21 protein-coding genes are annotated in these 18,586 nt (G+C 62.1%); 11 read left to right on the plus strand and 10 right to left on the minus strand.

Annotated elements, in window-relative coordinates:
• Window positions 1-114 precede the first annotated feature (114 nt).
• From ABI546_RS16550 to ABI546_RS16560, 3 genes are all read left to right on the plus strand, one after another.
• Window positions 115-621, plus strand: a complete 507-nt coding sequence (locus tag ABI546_RS16550; protein ID WP_348048326.1) for a phosphoribosyltransferase family protein — start codon at window positions 115-117, stop codon at window positions 619-621.
• A gap of 86 nt (window positions 622-707) precedes the next feature.
• Window positions 708-1,196: a tRNA (cytidine(34)-2'-O)-methyltransferase gene (locus ABI546_RS16555; protein WP_348048212.1), complete on the plus strand. Its 489-nt coding sequence runs from the start codon at window positions 708-710 to the stop codon at window positions 1,194-1,196.
• Between the two features lie 190 nt (window positions 1,197-1,386).
• A complete protein-coding gene (locus ABI546_RS16560) occupies window positions 1,387-1,707 on the plus strand; it encodes a hypothetical protein (protein ID WP_348048214.1) in 321 nt (106 codons plus the stop codon).
• An 18-nt stretch (window positions 1,708-1,725) separates the two neighbouring features.
• On the opposite strand, the gene ABI546_RS16565 is transcribed toward ABI546_RS16560, so the two are convergent.
• Window positions 1,726-2,181: a MaoC family dehydratase gene (locus tag ABI546_RS16565; protein ID WP_348048216.1), complete on the minus strand. Its 456-nt coding sequence runs from the start codon at window positions 2,179-2,181 to the stop codon at window positions 1,726-1,728.
• Between the two features lie 88 nt (window positions 2,182-2,269).
• The gene (locus tag ABI546_RS16570) at window positions 2,270-2,887 is read right to left on the minus strand and encodes a ParA family protein (protein WP_348048218.1); all 618 of its coding nucleotides are present in this window, start codon (window positions 2,885-2,887) and stop codon (window positions 2,270-2,272) included.
• 55 nt (window positions 2,888-2,942) lie between these two features.
• On the opposite strand from ABI546_RS16570, the gene ABI546_RS16575 reads away from it, so the two are divergent.
• Both ABI546_RS16575 and kefC read left to right on the plus strand, forming a co-directional pair.
• On the plus strand, window positions 2,943-3,662 hold the full coding sequence (locus tag ABI546_RS16575; RefSeq protein WP_348048220.1) for an NAD(P)H-dependent oxidoreductase: 720 nt from the start codon (window positions 2,943-2,945) through the stop codon (window positions 3,660-3,662).
• Complete coding sequence (gene kefC / locus ABI546_RS16580; RefSeq protein ID WP_348048222.1) at window positions 3,659-5,494, plus strand: glutathione-regulated potassium-efflux system protein KefC; 1,836 nt, start codon at window positions 3,659-3,661, stop codon at window positions 5,492-5,494. Before ABI546_RS16575 ends, kefC begins: the two co-directional genes overlap by 4 nt.
• Window positions 5,495-5,578: 84 nt before the next feature.
• On the opposite strand, the gene ABI546_RS16585 is transcribed toward kefC, so the two are convergent.
• The 6 genes from ABI546_RS16585 to ABI546_RS16610 all read right to left on the minus strand — a co-directional run bounded on the left by ABI546_RS16585 (window position 5,579) and on the right by ABI546_RS16610 (window position 12,700).
• Complete coding sequence (locus tag ABI546_RS16585; RefSeq protein ID WP_348048224.1) at window positions 5,579-7,822, minus strand: serine/threonine-protein kinase; 2,244 nt, start codon at window positions 7,820-7,822, stop codon at window positions 5,579-5,581.
• 138 nt (window positions 7,823-7,960) lie between these two features.
• Complete coding sequence (locus tag ABI546_RS16590) at window positions 7,961-8,851, minus strand: adenylate/guanylate cyclase domain-containing protein (protein WP_348048226.1); 891 nt, start codon at window positions 8,849-8,851, stop codon at window positions 7,961-7,963.
• 211 nt (window positions 8,852-9,062) lie between these two features.
• Window positions 9,063-9,818, minus strand: coding sequence for a sulfite exporter TauE/SafE family protein (locus ABI546_RS16595; RefSeq protein ID WP_348048228.1), 756 nt, complete (start codon window positions 9,816-9,818; stop codon window positions 9,063-9,065).
• 118 nt (window positions 9,819-9,936) lie between these two features.
• Window positions 9,937-11,139 carry a 3-oxoadipyl-CoA thiolase gene (gene pcaF / locus ABI546_RS16600; protein ID WP_348048230.1) on the minus strand — a complete coding sequence of 401 codons (1,203 nt, stop codon included), beginning with the start codon at window positions 11,137-11,139 and terminating at the stop codon, window positions 9,937-9,939.
• A gap of 36 nt (window positions 11,140-11,175) precedes the next feature.
• Window positions 11,176-11,826: a 3-oxoacid CoA-transferase subunit B gene (locus ABI546_RS16605; protein WP_348048232.1), complete on the minus strand. Its 651-nt coding sequence runs from the start codon at window positions 11,824-11,826 to the stop codon at window positions 11,176-11,178.
• Between the two features lie 163 nt (window positions 11,827-11,989).
• Entirely contained in the window at window positions 11,990-12,700 is a 711-nt protein-coding gene (locus ABI546_RS16610; protein WP_348048234.1) for a 3-oxoacid CoA-transferase subunit A, read from the minus strand.
• A gap of 117 nt (window positions 12,701-12,817) precedes the next feature.
• Between ABI546_RS16610 and ABI546_RS16615 the strand changes: the two genes are divergently transcribed.
• The gene (locus tag ABI546_RS16615) at window positions 12,818-13,609 is read left to right on the plus strand and encodes an IclR family transcriptional regulator (protein WP_348048236.1); all 792 of its coding nucleotides are present in this window, start codon (window positions 12,818-12,820) and stop codon (window positions 13,607-13,609) included.
• A gap of 98 nt (window positions 13,610-13,707) precedes the next feature.
• Here ABI546_RS16615 and ABI546_RS16620 read toward each other — a convergent pair whose 3' ends face one another.
• Window positions 13,708-13,929 carry a hypothetical protein gene (locus ABI546_RS16620; protein WP_348048238.1) on the minus strand — a complete coding sequence of 74 codons (222 nt, stop codon included), beginning with the start codon at window positions 13,927-13,929 and terminating at the stop codon, window positions 13,708-13,710.
• A 192-nt stretch (window positions 13,930-14,121) separates the two neighbouring features.
• Here ABI546_RS16620 and ABI546_RS16625 point away from each other — a divergent pair, with 192 nt between their 5' ends.
• Window positions 14,122-14,556: a DUF1841 family protein gene (locus ABI546_RS16625; protein ID WP_348048240.1), complete on the plus strand. Its 435-nt coding sequence runs from the start codon at window positions 14,122-14,124 to the stop codon at window positions 14,554-14,556.
• A gap of 177 nt (window positions 14,557-14,733) precedes the next feature.
• Here the strand turns inward: ABI546_RS16625 and ABI546_RS16630 are convergent, their stop codons facing one another.
• Window positions 14,734-15,414: a c-type cytochrome gene (locus ABI546_RS16630; protein ID WP_348048242.1), complete on the minus strand. Its 681-nt coding sequence runs from the start codon at window positions 15,412-15,414 to the stop codon at window positions 14,734-14,736.
• A 135-nt stretch (window positions 15,415-15,549) separates the two neighbouring features.
• On the opposite strand from ABI546_RS16630, the gene ABI546_RS16635 reads away from it, so the two are divergent.
• The 4 genes from ABI546_RS16635 to ABI546_RS16650 all read left to right on the plus strand — a co-directional run bounded on the left by ABI546_RS16635 (window position 15,550) and on the right by ABI546_RS16650 (window position 18,560).
• Window positions 15,550-16,404, plus strand: coding sequence for a MoxR family ATPase (locus ABI546_RS16635; RefSeq protein ID WP_348048244.1), 855 nt, complete (start codon window positions 15,550-15,552; stop codon window positions 16,402-16,404).
• 15 nt (window positions 16,405-16,419) lie between these two features.
• On the plus strand, window positions 16,420-16,647 hold the full coding sequence (locus ABI546_RS16640) for a hypothetical protein (protein WP_348048246.1): 228 nt from the start codon (window positions 16,420-16,422) through the stop codon (window positions 16,645-16,647).
• A 2-nt stretch (window positions 16,648-16,649) separates the two neighbouring features.
• Window positions 16,650-17,234: a GNAT family protein gene (locus ABI546_RS16645; protein WP_348048248.1), complete on the plus strand. Its 585-nt coding sequence runs from the start codon at window positions 16,650-16,652 to the stop codon at window positions 17,232-17,234.
• A 111-nt stretch (window positions 17,235-17,345) separates the two neighbouring features.
• Complete coding sequence (locus tag ABI546_RS16650) at window positions 17,346-18,560, plus strand: VWA domain-containing protein (protein WP_348048250.1); 1,215 nt, start codon at window positions 17,346-17,348, stop codon at window positions 18,558-18,560.
• The last annotated feature ends 26 nt before the right edge of the window (window positions 18,561-18,586 follow it).

An 18,586-nucleotide genomic window follows, 5' to 3' on the forward strand; every position in this document is an offset into this window, starting at 1 on the left:
CGCTGTGCGCTCGCATTGCCAGGGGGGCATTCGATAGACCCCGCTGTAACCAGATCACGGCTGTGCGGCGCTTGCGTCAGCCACCCGCCGCCGCTGGACGGCACCTTGGCCGGCGTGGACTATGCCTACCCCTGGTCCGCGCTGATCGCGAGCTACAAGTTCGGCGAACAGCACGGCTGGGCCGATTTTTTTGCCGGCCTGCTGGCGCAGTCACCTGGTGTGCCCGACCTCATGGCCGGGCTGGAGCCGGGCGACTGGGTCATTCCATTGCCGCTGTCCGCGGAACGCCTGCAACTGCGCGGTTTCAACCAGGCCTGGGCCTTGTGTACGGCACTGGCCCGCCAAACCGGCACGCGGGCAGGCACCGACGCCCGGCTGCTGCTGCGCGTGAGACACACACGCCCGCAAAGCCAGCTCAAACGCAAAGACAGACTGGCCAATGTCAAGGGCGCCTTTCAGGTCGACCCGCTGCGCACGGCAGCGCTTCAGGGGCGGCGTGTCGTGCTGGTGGACGATGTCATGACAAGTGGCGCGTCGATCTACACAGCCGCGCAGGCTTTGCGGGACGCTGGCGCCGCGCACATTACCGCCGTCGTCCTGGCGCGTACAGCCCCGACCTAAAATCCGGGCTTGCCACGCCGCGCTGTCACCGCCGCGCTTTCACTTTCATCTTCCAGCAACCGTCATCCCGATTCTTTTCCCGCCGCATGTTCAATATTGTCCTGGTCGAGCCTGAAATCCCGCCGAACACCGGCAACGTCATCCGGCTGGCGGCCAACACTGGCTGCCGTTTGCACCTGGTTGAACCGCTGGGGTTTTCGATGGAAGACAAGCACATGCGCCGCGCGGGGCTTGACTATCACGAATATGCCAAAGTGCTGCGGCATGCAAACTGGCAGGCTCTGCTCGAAAGTGAGCAACCACCCTCGCAACGGCTCTTCGCCATGACCACACGGGGGTCCGGCAGCGTTTACGACGCGCACTTCCTGCTGGGCGACTGGCTGGTTTTCGGCTCCGAGACCCGGGGCCTGGCGCCTGCGCTGCGCGAATCTTTCGCGCCGGCGCAACGCCTGAAAGTGCCTATGCTCCCCGGCCAGCGAAGCCTGAATCTTTCCAACAGCGTGGCCGTCACCGTGTTTGAGGCCTGGCGCCAAAACGGGTTTTCCGGAGTTTCCGGCGCACCGGCTGAGACATAAGTCCGGTTTCGGGGGTCTTTACAGGTCTTTGGGCCGCACCCCGCTTGTCAAAATATAAGTAAAAACCCTATACTGAAAAGCTTGACGCCTACAGTTCTTGCTGCAGGCAACCATGCACGGACAGCCCCACCCGGCTATTCCACGCGTACCCCTCCCACCGCCCAGTCCACAAGACTGGAAGGAAAACCCAGTGAATATGGTCATCCAGCGTATTTTCGGCAGCAGCGTGTCCCGTCTTTCCAGCCCGGCCAAGCCGGGCAACCGTCTGTCTGTGGAACAGATTCAGGACAGCTTGCGTACGCTTTTGCATGACTGCGACGATGCGCGAACGCCGCGGTTGATCTACAAGATCAGCCTTGCCAAAACACCCGCCGAGCTGTGGCTGCTGCGCAGCGACCTGCACCAGTGCATTGCACATGCACACACCCAGACGGAAGCCGCCGAGCGCATCAACGGATTGATTGATGTTTTCGAAGGTTGGCTGCCGGCCAGCCAGCTGACGCGAATTTAAGGTTTCGCGTCACCTCCTTCAGGGGTATCGCCGTACCAGCGACTCAGCCACGCACACCGGCTTGGGCGAACCTTCCCGCTCCACCGTCACTTCCCAAGTCATCTGCATGCCCGCGTTGTCGATCACGTCGGCGGCCAGCAGCTTCATGCGCGCCCGCAGACGGCTGCCCACAGGCACCGGCGCCGTAAACCGCACCTTGTTGAGGCCATAGTTCACCCCCATGCGGGAACCCGTGATCTCAAACGAGGACTCAAAAAAACGCGGCAGCAGTGACAAGGTCAGGAAGCCGTGGGCAATCGGTCCGCCGAACGGGCCGGCAGCTGCTTTTTCCACATCGACGTGTATCCATTGGTGGTCGCCTGTAGCGTCGGCAAACAGGTTGACCTGCTGCTGCGTGATGGTGATCCAGTCGCTGACAGCGACTTCTTGCCCGACGCAGGCGGCCAAGTCTTCAAGGGTTTGAAAAATCTTCATGGCCTCACTGTAGCGGCACGGGCAGGCGCCGCATGTCGGCTCAGCGACAAACCGCAGCAGCGCTTAACGGAGAACGGTTAGCGCTTCCTTAGCGATCCAGCCACTGGCAGATGCCCTTCCACTGCTCCATGTCTTTTTCGACCCGGCTGGGCGCCACGTCAAACAACGTCAGTCCGCGCGCGGCCAGGTGAATGTAGTTCTGCGTGTCGCGCAGGTAGCCCAGCACCGGCAAACCGAGACCTTCGACGAAACTGCGCAGCTTGTCCGCCGCGATGGTGCGTGAATCGACCCGCATGCCGACAATGCCCACCTGCATCTTGCCGGCGTGGCGGTGTTCCGCCAGCTGGTCCAGAAAAGCACGGGTGGCAAAGATGTCAAACACGCTGGGCTGCAGCGGAATGATCACCTTGTCGGCCAGCTTGATCACGTCATTGAAGCGCCCGCCGTGAAGTCCGCCTGGCGTGTCGAGCACCACGTGTGTCGTGCCTTTGGGTGGTTTGCCGATCAGGTCGGCATTCACGTCCCAGGTGGCAATCGGCCTGGCCGCCGGCGGGCGCAGGCCCAGCCAAAGCCGCGAAGACTGCTGCCGGTCAGCGTCTCCCAGCATGACCGCATGGCCCTGGCTGGCGAAGTACCCGGCCACATTGGTGGCCAGCGTCGTTTTGCCGACGCCCCCCTTCGGATTGGCGATTACAACCACAGGCATGCGAATCTCCTCGGTGTTCAGGGAACCTGATTTGCTTTTCCGCTATGGTAACGGCATGAACGCCGTTCTCACAACCACAGAAAAATCTCCCGACCGCGCTGCAAACCCTGACATTTATGTCATTGCAGCCCATCCAGCCTGGCGTGAATCGCGGGTCAACCGCCCGTTGATGGAGGCCGCGAAGGCCATGCCGCGCACGCAGGTGCAGGACCTTTACTCAAGCTACCCCGACTACGCCATCGACGTGTCCCTCGAACAAGCGGCGCTGAAACGCGCCAGGCTGGTGGTGCTGCTGCACCCCTTGCAGTGGTATTCCATGCCCGCGCTGCAAAAGCTCTGGCTCGATGACGTACTCACCTACGGCTGGGCCTATGGCGAGGGTGACGGCGGGGAAGGCCGGGCGCTCGAAGGCAAAGACCTGTGGCTGGTCACCACCACGGGCGGCCCCGAGGGGTCTTACCACCCGCAGGGTTACAACCGCTACTTTTTCGACGCCTTCCTGCCGCCCTATGAGCAAAGCGCGGCTCTGTGCGGCATGCGGTTTTTGCCGCCGCTGGTGCTGCATGGCGCCCACAGCGTTGACCGGCAGACCGTTGTCGACCACATAGAGGTGTTTCGCCAACGCCTGCAAAGCTATCCCGACTGGCCGGAGCTCGACGATCTCGAACAATGCGCCGCCTGCGTCGTTCCCATGAAGGACCGGCTTGTGCCTGAACCGGCAACCAGCCCAGGCAGCCGCGCGCTGCACGACGCGACCCGTGTGGGGGCGCCATGACGGAGCACGCACCCGCCTGGCTGACCAACAGCTTTATCTACCTCGCCGCAGCGGTCATTGCGGTGCCCTTGGCCAAAAAAATCGGCCTGGGTTCCATCATCGGCTACCTCGCCGCCGGCATCGCGATTGGCCCCTGGGGCCTGGGGCTGGTCACCAACGTGCAGGACATTCTTCACTTTGCCGAATTTGGCGTGGTGCTGATGCTGTTTCTGGTCGGGCTGGAGCTGGAGCCCAAACGCCTGTGGAATTTGCGCCGGCCCATCTTCGGCTGGGGCAGCGCCCAGGTGCTGGGATGCGCGGCATTGCTCACAGGCGTGGCGATGGCGTTTGGCGTGAGCTGGCAAATAGCGCTGGTGGCGGGCCTTGGGCTGGCACTGTCGTCCACCGCCATCGCGCTACAGGCCATTGGCGAGCGCCACTTGATGCCGACCTCCAGCGGCCAGGCCGGCTTTTCCATTCTGTTGTTTCAGGACGTGGCAGCCATTCCGATTCTTGCACTGCTGCCGCTTCTGGGCGCCATGAATGGAGACAATGAGGCCGTAGCCCATACCAGTCGTGCATTGGAAGCTATTAAAATCGTAGCAGCCATTGTGGGCATCATTCTCGGTGGTCGCCTGCTGCTGCGGCCCTTGCTGCGCTGGATCGCCAACAGCGGCACGCCCGAGATCTTTACCGCGGCCTCGCTGCTGCTGGTGGTGGGCATCGCGGCCCTGATGCAGTTTGTCGGTCTGTCGATGGCGCTGGGCGCCTTCCTTGCCGGCGTGCTGCTGGCTGAAAGCGAATACCGGCGCGAGCTGGAAACCGACATCGAGCCGTTCAAGGGCCTGCTGCTCGGCCTCTTTTTCATCGCCGTCGGCATGAGCATTGATTTCGGCGTGCTGTGGAAGTCGCCCGGACTCATGGCCGCCATTCTGGTGGGCTTCCTGGCCTTGAAGCTTATCGTGATCTACGGCCTGGCCTGGCTCATGAAACTGCCATTTCAGGAACGGCCGGTGTTTGCAGTGCTGCTGGCACAAGGCGGCGAATTCGCCTTTGTGGTGTTCCAGGCGGCTGCCGGAGCTCACGTGTTTTCTGCTGAAACCGCTTCACTGCTGATTGGCGCAGTGGCGTTGTCGATGCTGCTCAGCCCCCTGCTGCTGGTAGCCGTCGACAAGCTGTTGCTGCCGCGCTATGCCAACTGCGACACACCGCAACTCGAGGAAATCTCCGAGCAGCAGGAGGCGCCGATCATCATTGCCGGTTTCGGCCGCTACGGCCAGATCATCGGCCGCATGCTGCTGGCCCAGGGCATTCCGGCGACGGTGCTGGATCACGACGCGGAGATGGTCGAAACCGTGCGGTCCTTCGGCTACCGGGTGTTTTATGGCGATGCGACGCGGCTGGACCTGCTGCGCACCGCCGGTGCGGCCACCGCGAAAATTCTGGTGCTGTCGGTGGACGACATGGAGCAGTCGCTGAAGATTGTCGACCTGGCGCGTGAACACTTTCCACAGCTGCAAATCGTCGCCCGCGCACGCGACGTGACGCACTGGAATGCGCTGCGCGACCGCGGCGTGATGCAGGTGGAACGTGAAGTCTTTGAGTCCAGCCTGCGCAGCGCACGCACCGTGCTGGAACTGCTGGGCCAGCCGCCACACGAAGCACGCCAGGCGGCCATGCGCTTTCGCCGGCACAACCTGGAGCTGTTTGAACGCATGTACCCGCACCGCAAGGACCGCACCAAGGTCATTGCCGTGGCGACGCAGGGGCGCCTGCAGCTGGAGGAGCAACTGGCGCAGGAAAGGCAGCAGCAGGCGCAACGCCGGCCGACGGCGTGGCACGAGCAGGAATAATCAATAAAAAGGCCTGTCGCGCTTTAACAACGAGCGCGAGCAGCTATTAATTTGATAGCAACAGCAAAAACCGGAGCGCAGCGGCTACCGGTTCGACGACTGATCACGCCGCCGCTGTTCCATGGCCCGGCGCTCCACGCACACCGGCTGCTGGGCAAAGCCGGGCTTGGCACACTGCTCCGACATGCAGATCTGAAACCCGAGAAGGATGCGCCCTTCGCAGGCTTGCTGCGGATTGCCCGCTGCTGCGGCTGTGGCGGCTGCGGCAGGCGCGGCAGCACGGTCAGTTGCCGCGGGGGAAGGTGCCGCTACGGCAGGCTTTGTCTGCGCCTGTTTGGCTTGCCGTTCTTTTTCCAGCGCCGCCCTTTTGGCAGCCACCGCGGCCGCAAGCTGGGCCTTCGAGGCCGCAGTCAAAGGCGCTCGCACCACCGCAGCTGACGAAGCCGGCGGGGTCGGTGAGGCCGCTGACTGGGCCTGCACCGCCGGCTCTGCCGCCTTGGGCGCCACAGGGGTAGCCGGTGCAGGAGAGGTCGCAGCGGGCGCCTCCGCCGTCGCGGGAGTTTCTACCGGAGCGGCGGCGACCTGTGCCGCAGCCGGAACGTTGCGGCCCGAGAGTGATTTCCACCCCGCTGCCACCACAACCAGTGCCACGACACCCGCCGCGCCCCAAAACAGGTAGCTGGACTTGGGGATGCCCGCCTTGGCAGGCATGGGCGACGCGGACGGGCTGCGCTTTCGCGCCGACTTTAGCCGCACCGAGGAGGCGTCGGCAGCATTCGCGCTTGAGCGAGCGGCCGCGGCGGACGCCGCGGACACAGAGCTTTTAGGGCCGGCAGCCGGTGACGCGGTGGTCGCGGCGGCGGGTTTGGCGGGCTGCGCGCCGCGCTGCTCGCTAACCGCCGGGCTCACAACCGGATCGCTGAAGACGGTTTCCGGCCAGTCGAGAGATATGTCGGCATCGACTTCAGCGGCTGGCGCTTTCACCGTAGCGGCGGCCGGTGCGCCCAGGCGCGTGGCGTCCGGGTCATCGGCAGCCGGCCTGGCGGGCACCGGCGGCGGTGAGGGTGTGTTGGCGGCCGCTTCTTCCAGGGCGTTCCAGGCCTGGTCGGTGCTGGTTCCGTTGGCAGTTGCCATGCCCGGCGCGGGCTGGCCCGGCTGGGTGCCGGGGCGCGGAACCACCAATGTGCCCGTGCCAAGGCGCCGGCCGATGTCGGAATCGTCTGCGCCAGGCGTGCCGAGTTTTCTCAGGCGGCGACGCGCCAGGTCGGCGTAGATGCCGGACGGAAACTTGGCCAGGAAGGCGTGGAAATCCTCGACATCCATGGACTCCTTGATGTCTTTCCAGTAGACCAGCTCCAGCTCCTGCGTTACCACCGAAATGTTGGCGCTGGTGCCGGACTGCAGATCGACCAGCGCTTCGCCGGCCAGCAGGGTGGAAGTCCAGGTGGAATTGCTGCCGGGCCCGGGGGGCACGGCGGGCGGCAGCACTGACGTATCGGGCGCTTCCCGTGCCGCGGCCTGCAGCGCGGTGAGAAACTCCTGCGCGCTGGCATAGCGCTGGTCGCGCGATTTGGCCAGTGCCTTGGCCACCACGGCGTCCAGCGCAGCTGGCAGTCGGGCATTGAACGCACTGGGCATGACGGGCGTATGCCCGACGATCTGCTGAATGGTGGCGAAGTCGGTGTCACCGTCAAAGGGCCGTTTGCCCGTCAGCAACTGATACAGCACGATGCCGGCAGCGAACAGGTCGGCACGGGCGTCGATCGGCCGGCCCTGCACCTGCTCGGGCGACATGTATTTGAGGGTGCCCACCATGGAGCCTTGCGTACGGGTGGCTTCGCCTGAATCCTGAATACGGGCGACGCCGAAGTCCGTCAGCTTGACGCGGCCGTTGGTCTCGATCAGCAGGTTGGCGGGTTTGATGTCGCGGTGGACGATGCTTTGCTTGTGCGCGTAATCGAGCGCCGACAGCAGGTCGCCCATGATGCCCAGCGTCTGTTCGAGGGTGTACAGGTCGCCCTTGTCCAGGTGGTGCTTGAGGTCGTCGCCGGCGATGAACTCCATGACCAGGAAGGCGATGTCGCCGTCACGGTCGGAGTCATAAACGCTGACGATGTGCGGGTGCTGCAGACGCGCCGCCGAACGGGCTTCGGTGCGAAAGCGCACTTCATATTCCGCGGCAGCCTCTTCCGACATATTCTCGACCTTGATGGTCTTGATCGCTACGCGGCGGTCAAGATTAGGGTCGCGTCCCTCATACACCAGCCCCATCGCCCCCTTGCCCAGGACGCGGATGAGATCGTAACGGCCAAGCTTCTTGAGACTCATGAGGGAATGAAAGTGGGCGTCACCGGAGGCCTTGCTGCGGCCCGGCCCCGGCTACGTCTTGAAACAAAAAACGATTCTAGCCTGCATCATGCAGCGAAAGAAGCCTAAAAAAGACCTGACCCTTCCCAAGCCAGCGGTTCAGGTCCTGATGGAAAAGGTGATCAGCGGGGCGTTGTCGTCGGTGCGCTCGCATCCCGGCACGATCTGGCCGCTGCCCACCAAATAGCATTCGGTGCGACGCAACACCACGGCTTCGCTCTGGTTACCCAGATAGACCCAGGTACCGTAGCTGGAAGCATCCGCCAGCACAAAATGCCCGCCGCGCCACTCCAGCGTGGCATGCATGCGCGAAACCCGCGGGTCGTTCAGGGTCAGCGCCGCATCGGCAGCTCGCCCCAGCGCGAGCTTGCTGCTTTTGGCATCCAGCCTGACCGTCTGCTCGCCATAGCTGAGCTCAAGAAAAGCCTGGCTGGGCGAAGCGAACATCGAACGACCGGCCATTGTTGCGTCTTCGTCACGGCCGGCCTGCCATTCAACCCTGTAGACATGGCTGGCCTCCGCCCTGCCGCGCAGGTACATCGGCCCCATGCTGCGCAAGGCGGCCTTCTGGACAGGCAACAGCGCAGCCCAGACGTTTTCAGTGGTCAGGATCTGGGCGGCACCGGCAAGGTCAGCCAGCCGGGCCGCGGAATTGACGGTGTCGCCGAAACAGTCTCCGTCGATCTCCACGACCTCACCCGACTCGATACCCATCTGCATCTGCACGGGGCCGCCGCTGCCGCCCGGTTTGATCGGTTTTTCCTGCAGGCGTTTCTGGATGCTGATGCACGCGGACAAGGCGTCGCCCTCATGAGGGAACACCACAAAAAGCCCGTCGCCCAGCAGCTTGACCACCCGCCCCTGGTGTTGTTCGAAGACCTGGCTCAACACGCCGATGAGCTGCGTGACGAAGCGCGACGCCGTTTCATCGCCCAGCCGTTCAAACATGCTGGTGCTGCCTACGAGGTCGGCAAAAACAACGGTAGTCATGAAAGGGACGTTAGCCGCAGCGCGCGCTTCTTGTTCTCATGCCAGCGATTCTCACAGAAATTCCCCATGAAAAAACCGGTGAAAATCCCGAGCGCCCGCGGCAATCCCGCCCAAAGCGCGGGCTACCGTGGCCGCAGTAGACGCAGGGCGCAAATACCGGTAAGACGTTCGAGCGCACCCGAGAGGTCCATCCGCCCCGCTACTTAAGCTGTTAACGGAACCCGTCCCAAAGCAACTTGCACCCGGTCAGCAGCATGCCGACATACAGCAGGCGATAAAACAGCACCGGGCTGATGGTCCGCGCCATGCGAACACCCATCCAGACACCCACAGGCGCCAACGGCAGCAACACCAGCGACGTCGCCATGTTGCGCAGGTCCAGCAGGCCCAGCCAGGCGTAGGGAATCCACTTGGACAGGTTGATGACAAAAAAGAAGGCAGCCATGGTGGCGGTGAACTTCACCGGACTCAGGCGCATGGGGATCACATAGGCACTCAGCGGCGGCCCACCCGCGTGAGACACAAAGCTGGTGAAGCCCGAGGTCACCGTCAGGATGGCGCCCAGCCAGTTCGGCGGCGGCGGACTGTCGGGCCGGGGCGGAAAGAGCAGCCGCTGCGCCAAAAACAACAGCGTGAATATTCCCACCAGGGCTGCCACCACCTTGGCATCGAGCACCTTGAAGAGCAGCGCGCCCACCACCGTACCCACCAGGCCAAAAGGAATCAGGAATTTCAGGAATTTGATATCAAAGTCGCGGCGAAAAGCGGCCAGCCCCAGCAAGTCCATCAGCAGCAACACCGGCATCAGGATGGCGGCGGCCTGCGGCACCGTGACGGCCAGCGCCATGACGGGAACCGCAAGCGAGCCAAAGCCCGCACCGAAACCGCTTTTGCTGATGCCCAGCATCAGCACGGCGGGAATGGCCACGGCGTAAAAAAATGGATCGGTGATGAGGGGAAAGGCCATATTTACCAAGGAATAGGCCTCAAGCCCAATGGAGACGAGCGCAACCAGCTACCAAAATAATAGCAATGCCAAGCCTGGAAGCCTAAATCCACCGCCGTGCCACCGGCCATCGTGCGCTTCAGACACGCTCAAGTATCACCGCAATGCCCTGCCCCACGCCTATGCACATGGTGGCCAGCGCATAGCGGCCGCCGCCCTTGTGCAGCTGGTTGACCGCCGTGGTGGCCAGGCGCGCGCCCGAAGCGCCCAACGGATGCCCCAGTGCAATCGCGCCGCCGTTGGGATTGACGCGCGGGTCGTCGTCTTGCACGCCCAGCATGCGCAGCACGGCCAGGCCTTGCGCGGCAAAGGCTTCGTTCAATTCGATCACGTCCATCTGCGCCATGGTGAGGCCGGTGAGTGCCAGCACTTTTTGCGTGGCTGGCGCGGGGCCGATGCCCATGATGCGCGGCGCGACGCCAGCGGTCGCCATGCCGACCACACGTGCTTTTGGCGTGAGGCCATTCTTCGCGGCAGTGGCTTCGTCGGCCAGCAGCAGCGCGCAAGCGCCGTCGTTCACGCCGCTGGCATTGCCGGCGGTCACGCTGCCATCGGGCCGCACGATCGCCTTGAGCTTGGCCAGCGCCTCGAGCGAGGTTTCGCGCGGGTGCTCGTCTTTGGCGACCACAACGGGATCGCCTTTTTTCTGGGCAATCGTCACGGGCGTGATTTCAGCGTCAAAGTAACCGGCCTTTTGCGCGGCCACGGCCTTGAGCTGGCTGGCCAGCGCCATCTTGTCCTGGTCTTCGCGGCTGATCTTGTAGTCGGTGGCGACGTTCTCAGCGGTTTCGGGCATGGCGTCGACGCCGTACTTTTCTTTCATCAGCTTGTTGATGAAGCGCCAGCCGATGGTGGTGTCGTACACCGCATTGGCGCGGCTGAAGGCGCTCTCGGCCTTGGGCATCACAAAGGGCGCGCGGCTCATGCTTTCAACGCCGCCGGCAATCATCAAGGTGGCTTCGCCCGATTTGATGGCGCGTGCCGCCGTACCCAGTGCGTCCAGCCCCGAGCCGCACAGGCGGTTGATGGTGGCGCCGGGCACGTCCATCGGCAGGCCCGCCAGCAAGGCGGACATGCGGGCCACATTGCGGTTGTCTTCACCGGCCTGATTGGCGCAGCCGTAGATTACGTCGGTGACAGCCTGCCAGTCGACGTTTGGGTTGCGCGCCATCAGTGCCTTGAGCGGGATCGCGCCCAGGTCGTCGGTACGCACGCTGCTCAAGGAACCGCCGTAGCGACCGAAGGGGGTACGGATGGCGTCGCAGATAAAAGCTTGGTTCATGGTGTGCTTTGACTTTGGAAGATGTGAAATCAACGATCAGGCGGCCGCGATCGGCAAGCCCACCAGTTTTTCGAGTTCGGCGTGCGTGAGTCCGTCGACGGTGTCGATCAGCTTCAGGCCCTGAGGCGTGCACTCCAGTGTGGCAAGGTCTGAATACACCCGCTTGACACAGCCAATGCCGGTCAGCGGATAGGTGCATTGCTGCACCAGCTTGCTGGCGCCCTGCTTGGTCAGCAGATCCATCATCACCCAGGTTTGCCGTGCGCCAATCGCCAGGTCCATCGCGCCGCCCACCGCGGGAATCGCGCCCGGCTCGCCGGTGCTCCAGTTGGCCAGGTCGCCCGTGGCCGACACCTGGAAGGCGCCCAGCACGCAGATGTCGAGGTGGCCGCCGCGCATCATCGCGAAGCTGTCGGCATGGTGGAAAAAAGCGCCGCCCTTGAGCAGCGTCACCGGTTGCTTGCCGGCGTTGATGAGGTCAAAGTCTTCTTCGCCCTCGGCAGGCGCCGGGCCCATGCCAAGGATGCCGTTTTCACTTTGCAAAATGACCTCGCGACCCGCCGGCAAATGGTTGGCCACCAGCGTGGGCTGGCCAATGCCGAGGTTGACGACGGCGCCGTCAAAAATATCTTGCGCGACGCGGGCTGCGAGCTGGTCTTTGGTGCGGCGTTGGTAGTTGGTGCTCATGTCAGTTCTTCCACTCTATTTCCAAAATGACTCATTGCGCCTAAACCGACGTGGTGCAATGCCAGCAGACGCCGCGGAACTGGCTTGGCCAGGCCGCTGGTGTCGCCCCCTTGAGGGGGGAGGCCGCTACACGAAGTGAGCGACAACGGGGGCGTTTCGTATGTCATTTCTTGAAGCCGCCAGCTTGCGTGGCAGTGCGTGCGATTTTGACGATGTGGTGAACAAAGATGCCCGGTGTCACGATGCTTTCCGGGTCCAGGTCGCCAAGCTCGACGATGTCGTGCACGGTGGCAATCGTCTTTTTCGACGCGGTCGCCATCACCGGACCAAAGTTGCGCGCGGCCATGCGGTAGGTGAGATTGCCCCACCGGTCACCGCGCTCGGCCTTGATGAGGGCGACGTCGCCGTAAATAGGCATTTCCAGCACATAGTGTTTGCCGTTGATTTCGCGGGTCTCCTTGGCGCTGCCGTCTGCGTTGCGTGCCATCTCGGTGCCGTAGCCCGTGGGGCAAAAGAACGCCCCTATGCCGGCGCCCGCGGCGCGTATGCGCTCGGCCAGGTTGCCCTGCGGCACCAGTTCCAGTTCGAGCTTGCCGCTGCGGTACAGGCCGTCAAACACCTGGCTGTCGGCCTGGCGCGGAAAGCTGCAGATGATTTTGCGCACGCGCCCTGCCTTGAGCAGCGCGGCGAGACCCGTTTCGGCATTGCCGGCGTTGTTGTTGACCACCGTCAGATCTTTGGCGCCCTGCTCTATCAGGCCGTCAATCAGCTCATTGGGGATACCGGCTGTGCCGAAGCCGCCAATCAGCACCGTGGCGCCGTCATTCACTTCCGCCAGCGCGTCGGCGACGGAGGCGGCAATCTTGTTGATCATTCAGAAGTCTCCAGCTGCGGCCTGTTGGAATCATCAAGCCAGTGCAAAAATGCCCCGGGATTTGTTCGATATAAGAACATTAGTTCGTATAATGAATTTTAGGAGATTTTCAGCACTATGGCAAACGCGGCATCCACACGCACCAACGACCAAAAGCCTGGCGACGGTTACGTTCAATCGTTTGCGCGCGGGCTGGAAGTCATACGCTCGTTCAGCGCCGTGGCCCCGCGGCAAACACTGACCGAAGTCGCCGGGCGCAGCGGCCTGAGCCGCGCGGGCGCGCGCCGCATTTTGCTGACGCTGGAAACGCTGGGCTATGTGCACAATGACGGCAAGCTCTTCAGCCTTACGCCGCGCATCCTGGACCTGGGTTTTGCGTATCTCTCCTCCATGCCGATCTGGAACCTGGCTGAGCCAGTGATGGAAGCGCTGGTGGCAGAGGTCAAGGAGTCGTGCTCGGCAGCCATGCTCGACGGTACAGACATCGTTTATGTGCTGCGCGTGCCGACGCACAAGATCATGAGCATCAGCCTGGGGGTGGGCTCACGCCTGCCGGCTTACTGCACATCGATGGGGCGCATGCTGCTATCGGCCCTGCCCGAAGCCGAGGTTATGAAATGCCTGCAGGCCTCAGCACTGACGGCACGCACCAAGTACACCGTGACCGATGTGAAAGAGCTGATGGCCAAGATCTCGCAGGCCCGCAAACAGGGTTGGTGCCTGGTGAATCAGGAACTGGAAGAAGGGCTCGTCTCCATGGCAGCGCCGATTACCAACCGCGCCGGCCAGACAGTGGCGGCACTTAACATCAGCGGCCAGGCCAACCGCACCAGCGCCAAAGCGATGCAGGAGACCATGCTGCCGCAGCTGCTGGAAGCGGGGCATGCGATTTCTCGCATGTTGATCTAGCCCCCCTGTCCAAGCTCACTTCGTGTAGCTTGTTCCCCCCTCTAGGGGCGGCGCCTGTGGTCTGGCAAAGCCAGTCCCACGGCACCTGCTGGTGTGGGTTACGACTTTTTAAACCCGACGACGAGGACGATCGCACCCAGGACGACCGCACCCAGGCTCAACCACTGCGGGATGTTGACCGACTCTTTTTCCTTCACGGTCAGCTGGATCGGCCCCAGTTTGGCGGCGGTCGTGTCCTTGGTGAAGCTGAAGCCGCCGGTGAAAAAACCGGCCAGGCCCAAAACGATCAGGACAATGCCTGTGATGCGTGCTGCGTTCATCTGAATCTCCTCGCCGGGCTTGTGGATGGTTATGAAATGGCCTTACCCCGGAACTGCGCCATTGTGCTTCGTAATGTAAGCAGGGGTGCCAACCCTGTCTGTAGGACGGCACCAGCGAGCCCCGTGGCGCAAGCGCTGATAAGCAATTCATTACGCCAGCAGCGGAAAACGCCTGCGTGATAACCTTTCACCATGTTCACCCCCTCACAAGCCGACGTTCGCCGGTTTTTTTGTTCTGTTTACGCCAAGGCCCGCGCCGCACAACCGATGGAAGCTATTGAAACCATAGCAAGCCAGTGGATTGAAGAGCACCCTGAATACCACGCCGATTTTGCCGACGCCGATGGTGCGCTCGAAAAAATGTACGACGTGGAGGCCGGCAAAACCAACCCGTTTTTGCACCTGTCCATGCATCTGTCAATCAGCGAGCAATGTTCCATCGACCAGCCCCGTGGCATTCGCCAGGCCGTGGAGTTGCTGACGGCCAGGCGCGACTCATTGCACGACGCCCACCACGAAACCATGGACTGCCTGGGGCAGATGGTCTGGGAGAGCCAGCGGGCGGGGCGGCCGCCGGATGGTGCCGCGTACATAGACTGTGTGCAGCGCCGGGCGACAACAGATTGAGCCCCACGGTCGCTCACTGCGTGTAGCTCCCTGCCCCCCGAGGGGGCCGCTGCGCCTGTGGCCCGGCAAAGCCGGTTCCACGGCCCCTGCTTGAATGGGGAGAAGGCCAAGAAGAGCCAAGAGCGGCGCATAAAAAAAGCCGCTGAGACAGCGGCTTTTTTGGCGGAAGATTCCGGATTAACGGAATTTCTTCTGGGGAATGGTCTTGAGGTCACCCTCAACCGAGGCGAGGTAACCAGCCAGCTGTTTCAGCTCGGCATTGGTGTACTGCTTGGCCATGCCGGCCATGATGGCATTGCCGCGGCCTACCTTGGGGTTGTTCTCGGTCTTGTACGCCTTGAGCGCGACAAACAGGTAGTCCGCGTGCTGGCCGCCGATTTTGGGGTAAGCCGGATCGATCGGCGTACTGAAGTTGGCACCATGACATGACGCGCAGTTGGCCTTGTTCAGCAGGGCCTGGACTTCCACGCTGGGCTCCTTGCTTGCCGCCTTACTAGTCTTGGGGTCCGTAGCGCCGTTAACTTCCACCACGCCGTCAGCACTGTAGTGTGCGGCAAGGTCGGCCATGTCCTGGTCGGTCAGCGAGTCGGCGATGGCGCGCATGGTGGGGTGCTTGCGATCACCCTTTTTGTATTCATTGAGTGCGGCAATGATGTATTTGGCGCCCTGGCCAGAAATCATCGGGACTTTATAGACCTCGGGAAAGGAGGCCTGGTAGCCCTTGATGCCGTGGCAGCCGATGCACATGGCATTCTTGGTTTCGCCTGCTTTGGCGTCGCCCTTGATCTCCTGGGCAAGGCTGGCAACCGTCACGCAAGAGACAGTTACGGCGAATATCGTGGTGAACAGCTTATTCATTTTGCGCGCACAATCAGGTGGGAATTCATCGTATAAAACAACCTTGGATTATATCTGGGCCTGCCACGGCCAGGCGGCGCGTTCCGCCACCCCCTGCGCAAACGCCGCTCAATCTTCACCTTCTGCCCCAAGAACATGAAATTTCAAGGCTCCAAGAACTACGTCGCCACACAGGACCTGATGCTGGCCGTCAACGCTGCCGCCGCACTGAAAAAACCGCTGCTCGTCAAGGGCGAACCGGGCACCGGCAAGACCATGCTGGCCGAGGAAGTGGCCGAGGCGCTCAACTTGCCGCTGTTGCAATGGCACATCAAGTCCACCACCAAAGCACAGCAAGGCTTGTACGAATACGACGCCGTGTCGCGCCTGCGCGACTCGCAATTATCGACCGTGGACGGCGGCGAAAAGGTCAAGGACATCCACAACTACATCGTCAAGGGCGTGCTGTGGCAGGCCTTCACCTCGGAAACACCGGTCGCACTGCTGATCGACGAGATCGACAAGGCCGACATCGAGTTCCCCAACGACCTGCTTCGTGAAATCGACCGCATGGAATTTTACGTCTACGAGACGCGCGAGCTCATCAAGGCCAAACACCGGCCACTGGTGTTCATCACCTCGAACAATGAGAAAGAACTGCCGGACGCGTTTTTGCGCCGCTGCTTTTTCCACTACATCAAGTTCCCGGATGCCGACACCATGAAGCAGATCGTGGATGTGCACTTCCCCGATCTCAAGAAAGAGCTGCTGACCGCGGCCATGAAAACCTTCTACGACGTGCGCAACCTGCCCGGCCTCAAGAAAAAACCGTCAACCTCCGAGCTGTTGGACTGGCTCAAGCTGCTGGTCGCCGAAGACATTCCACTGGACGCCCTGCAAAGCAAGGACGACAAGGTCGCCGTGCCACCGCTGGTGGGCGCGCTGCTCAAGAACGAGCAGGACGTGACCCTGTTCGAGAAGCTGGTTTTCATGCAGCGCAACAACCGCTGAACGCAGGGCTAACACATGAGTCAAAAATCCATGCTGATCGAAGGCCTGTCGGATGCGGTCGGCTTTGTCGGCGGTGCGCTCCTCGGCTTTTGGGCCGGCCACCTGCTCGGTTTCGATATTTTTGAAGCCGGCTACGGCAACGGCGCCATTGCCGGCATCGTACTGGTAGGCCTGGGCGGCGGCCTGGGGCTGCAAGTGGCCAGACGCTGGAGGAACCGGCAAAAAACCAAGGAAGAAAATTGAGCATGGCGTTTGTCGAACCTGTGACCCTGGAATCTCGCGGCGTACGCCTGGTACCGCTGGCACTGACGCATGAGGCGGGCCTCAAGGCGGCAGCCGCCGACGGCGAACTCTGGAAGCTGCGCATCACCTCTGTGCCCGAGCCTCATGAAACGCGCGGTTATATCGAAACCGCCCTGGCCACTGCCAACCGCTTTGCCTTCGCGGTAACAGACGCCGCCACCGGCGAGGTGCTCGGCTCCACCAGTTACCACGACATCGTGCCCAATCTCAAGCGCGTCGAGATTGGCTACACCTGGTACGCCGCGCGCTGCCAGCGCACCCACATCAACACCACCTGCAAGCTGCTGATGCTGAGCCACGCCTTCGACACGCTGGGTTGCAACATCGTCGGCTGGCGCACCGACAACTTCAACCACGCCTCCCAGCGCGCCATCGAACGCCTGGGCGCCCGCAAAGACGGCGTGCTGCGCGGCCATGCGCTGCGCCGCGACGGCACCATACGCGACACGGTGATGTACAGCCTGGCCGCCGGCGAATGGCCCGAAGTCAAAGCCCAGCTGCTGTACCTCCTGGACAAACCTCGATAAAAATGGCCCCCACGCTTCTCACTTCGTGTAATACGCTGCCCCCCGAGGGGGCCGTCGCTTGCTCGGGGCGGCCCTTCGCAGCGCGAATCTTCAGCGCCTGAGGAGTTCTCCATGCTGATCGATTTCTTCTACACCCTGCGCTCGGCCAAGCTGCCGGTCTCCGTCAAGGAATACCTGATGCTGCTCGAAGCGTTGGAGGCCGGTGTCGTCGGCCCGAACAGCGACAAGCTCGAAGCGCACGGTGGCGAAGGCGCCTGGAAGATCGACGACTTCTATTACCTGAGCCGCTGCGTGCTGGTGAAGGACGAGAAAAACTACGACAAGTTCGACCGCGCTTTTGCCGCCTACTTCAAGGGCGTGGAGATGATCGCCGACTTCACCAAGGACATCCCGCTCGAGTGGCTGCGCAAAAATCTCGAACTCGAGCTGAGCCCCGAGGAAAAAGCCAAGATCGAAAAAATGGGCTGGGACGAGCTCATGGAGACGCTCAAAAAGCGTTTTGAAGAACAAAAAGAGCGCCACGAAGGCGGAAGTAAATGGATAGGCACGGGCGGCACCTCGCCCTTTGGCGCCAACGGATTCAACCCCCAGGGCATACGCATAGGCCAGGAAAAAAGCCGCAACAAAAGCGCGGTCAAAGTCTGGGACCAGCGTGCGTACAAAGACTACGACGACACCCAGGAGCTGGGCACGCGCAACATCAAGGTCGCACTGCGGCGCTTGCGCAAATTCGCGCGCCAGGGCAACGTCGAAGAGCTGGACCTGGACGACACCATTCGTTCCACCGCGGCCAACGCCGGCTGGCTGGACATCAAGATGGTGCCCGAGCGCCACAACAATGTGAAGGTGCTGCTGCTGATGGACGTCGGCGGCACCATGGACGAGCACATTCACCGCGTCGAAGAAATGTTCTCGGCCGTCAAGGCCGAGTTCAAGCACCTGGAGTTCTACTACTTCCACAACTGCGTCTATGACTTCATGTGGAAGAACAACCGCCGCCGCTTTGCCGAAAAATTTCCGACCTGGGACATCATCCGCAAGTACAACAAGGACTACAAGCTCATCTTTGTCGGCGACGCGACCATGAGCCCTTACGAAATACTGCAGCCCGGCGGCAGCGTGGAATACAACAACGAAGAAGCCGGCGCCGAATGGATGCAGCGCCTGACCAACGCTTTTCCCAAGTTCGCCTGGATCAACCCTGAACCGCAAGGCGTCTGGCAATACCGTCAAAGCATCAGCGTGATCCAGCAACTGGTGAACCAGCGCATGTACCCCCTGACCATCAAGGGCCTGGAAGAGGCCATGCGCCTGCTGTCCAAATAAGAGCTATTCCAAGCGCTTGTCTCCTA

This window comes from Polaromonas sp. (assembly GCF_039932935.1).
GTDB lineage: Bacteria > Pseudomonadota > Gammaproteobacteria > Burkholderiales > Burkholderiaceae_C > Polaromonas.